The sequence below is a fragment of the Aequorivita antarctica genome (assembly GCF_007997155.1).
Classification (GTDB): domain Bacteria; phylum Bacteroidota; class Bacteroidia; order Flavobacteriales; family Flavobacteriaceae; genus Aequorivita; species Aequorivita antarctica.
Window position 1 is genome coordinate 1 of record NZ_VORT01000035.1, and the last position, 1,758, is coordinate 1,758.

Here is a 1,758-nt window from a genome sequence, read left to right on the forward strand (position 1 = left end):
TAACAGTAACCGATGTAAATGGTAATGTTTCCACTTGTACAACGATTGTAACTGTAGAGGACAATATACCGCCAACAATTACTTGTCCTGGAGATATTACTGTAAGTAACGATCCAGGAGTTTGTGGAGCTGTAGTTAATTATACAGTTACAGCTGCAGATAATTGTAGCTCATCTGTTCCTGTCTCACAAACTTATACATATACAGGAACCATGGAAAGTTTTACTGTTCCAGCTGGTGTTACCTCTATTTCAATTGAAGCTTTTGGTGCCCAAGGAGAGTCTGGCATTGGAGGAAATGTAGGTACTGGTGGCTTTGGAGCTATGGCCAATGGAGAACTATTAGTAACTCCTGGCGATGTTTTAACAATATATGTAGGAGGAAGTGACGGTTTTAATGGAGGAGGTAACCCTGGTGTTAGCGGTCCCAATACTTCAGGTCACGGAGGTGGTGCTAGTGATATAAGAATAGGTGGAGGAACCATAAATGATAGAGTTATTATTGCCGCCGGAGGTGGCGGTGGTGCTGGTGGACCTCAGGGAAGTTGTATAGGAGGTCCAGGCGGAAACGGTGGAAATGGAGGTGACATTGTATTAGGAGGTTCTGGTACTACAGGAAGTGGCTGCGGTACAGGAGGAACTGGAGGAATAGGTGCTACCGATATGATGGGTGGAACTGGAGGTGTAGGAAATTCTAATTGTAGTGATACTGGAGGTTCAGGAACTGACGGTGTTTTAGCAATTGGTGGTAATGGTGGAGACGGTAAAATAGGATGTAGTGGATTTACAGGTTCTGGCGGTGCTGGTGGCGGTGGCGGCTATTACGCTGGCGCTGGCGGCGGCGGCGGTGCTGGAGGTGGCGGTGGCGCATGGTCAGGCGGCGGTGGATCTGGAGGTACTTCATATATTGGAGGAGTAAATAGTGGAACAGCAGCAGCTGGTATTAGATCAGGCAATGGTGAGATTACCATTACTTGGAATACGACTATCGCTACTACCCAAACTGCTGGTTTACCAAGTGGAAGCACCTTCCCAGTTGGAACTACAACCAATACCTTTGTTGTAACCGATGCATCAGGAAACACTGCGACCTGTAGTTTTGATGTAACGGTTAACGATACCGAAGTTCCCGAGATCACTTGTCCTGGAAACATTACACAAGACAACGATGCGGGCATCTGTGGTGCGGTAATAACGTATACTGCTCCTGTTGGCACAGATAATTGCCCAGGATCAACTACTGCCCAAACAGCTGGTCTTGCAAGCGGAAGCACTTTCCCGGTAGGAACAACAACCAACACATTTGTGACAACCGATGCATCAGGAAATACAGCAAGCTGTAGTTTTGATGTAATAATAAACGATAACGAGGCCCCAGTGGCCAACTGTGCCGCTCCCTTCACCATCCAACTGGATATAAACGGAATGGCAAGCATCACGGTTGCAGATATTGAAAACGGAAGTACCGACAACTGTGGAGTTGCGACTACTACAATCGATATATCAGACTTCACCTGTGCGGACGTAGGTCCGAACACGGTAACCCTAACGGTAACCGATGTAAATGGCAACAGTTCAACCTGTACTACTGTAGTAACGGTTGAGGATAATGTTGCTCCAGTGGCCAACTGCGCCGCCCCATTCACCATCCAATTGGATGCCAACGGAGAGGCGAGCATCACGGTAGCCGATATCGAGAACGGAAGCACCGATGCCTGTGGTATCGCGAGTACTTCGATAGATGTAACAGACTTTACCT

Annotated in this window: 1 protein-coding gene; it reads left to right on the forward strand. The window is 47.5% G+C overall.

Annotated elements, in window-relative coordinates; genetic code table 11:
• The coding region (locus tag ESU54_RS18190) for an HYR domain-containing protein (RefSeq protein WP_170253304.1) at positions 1–1,758 on the forward strand (1,758 nt) is incomplete at both ends.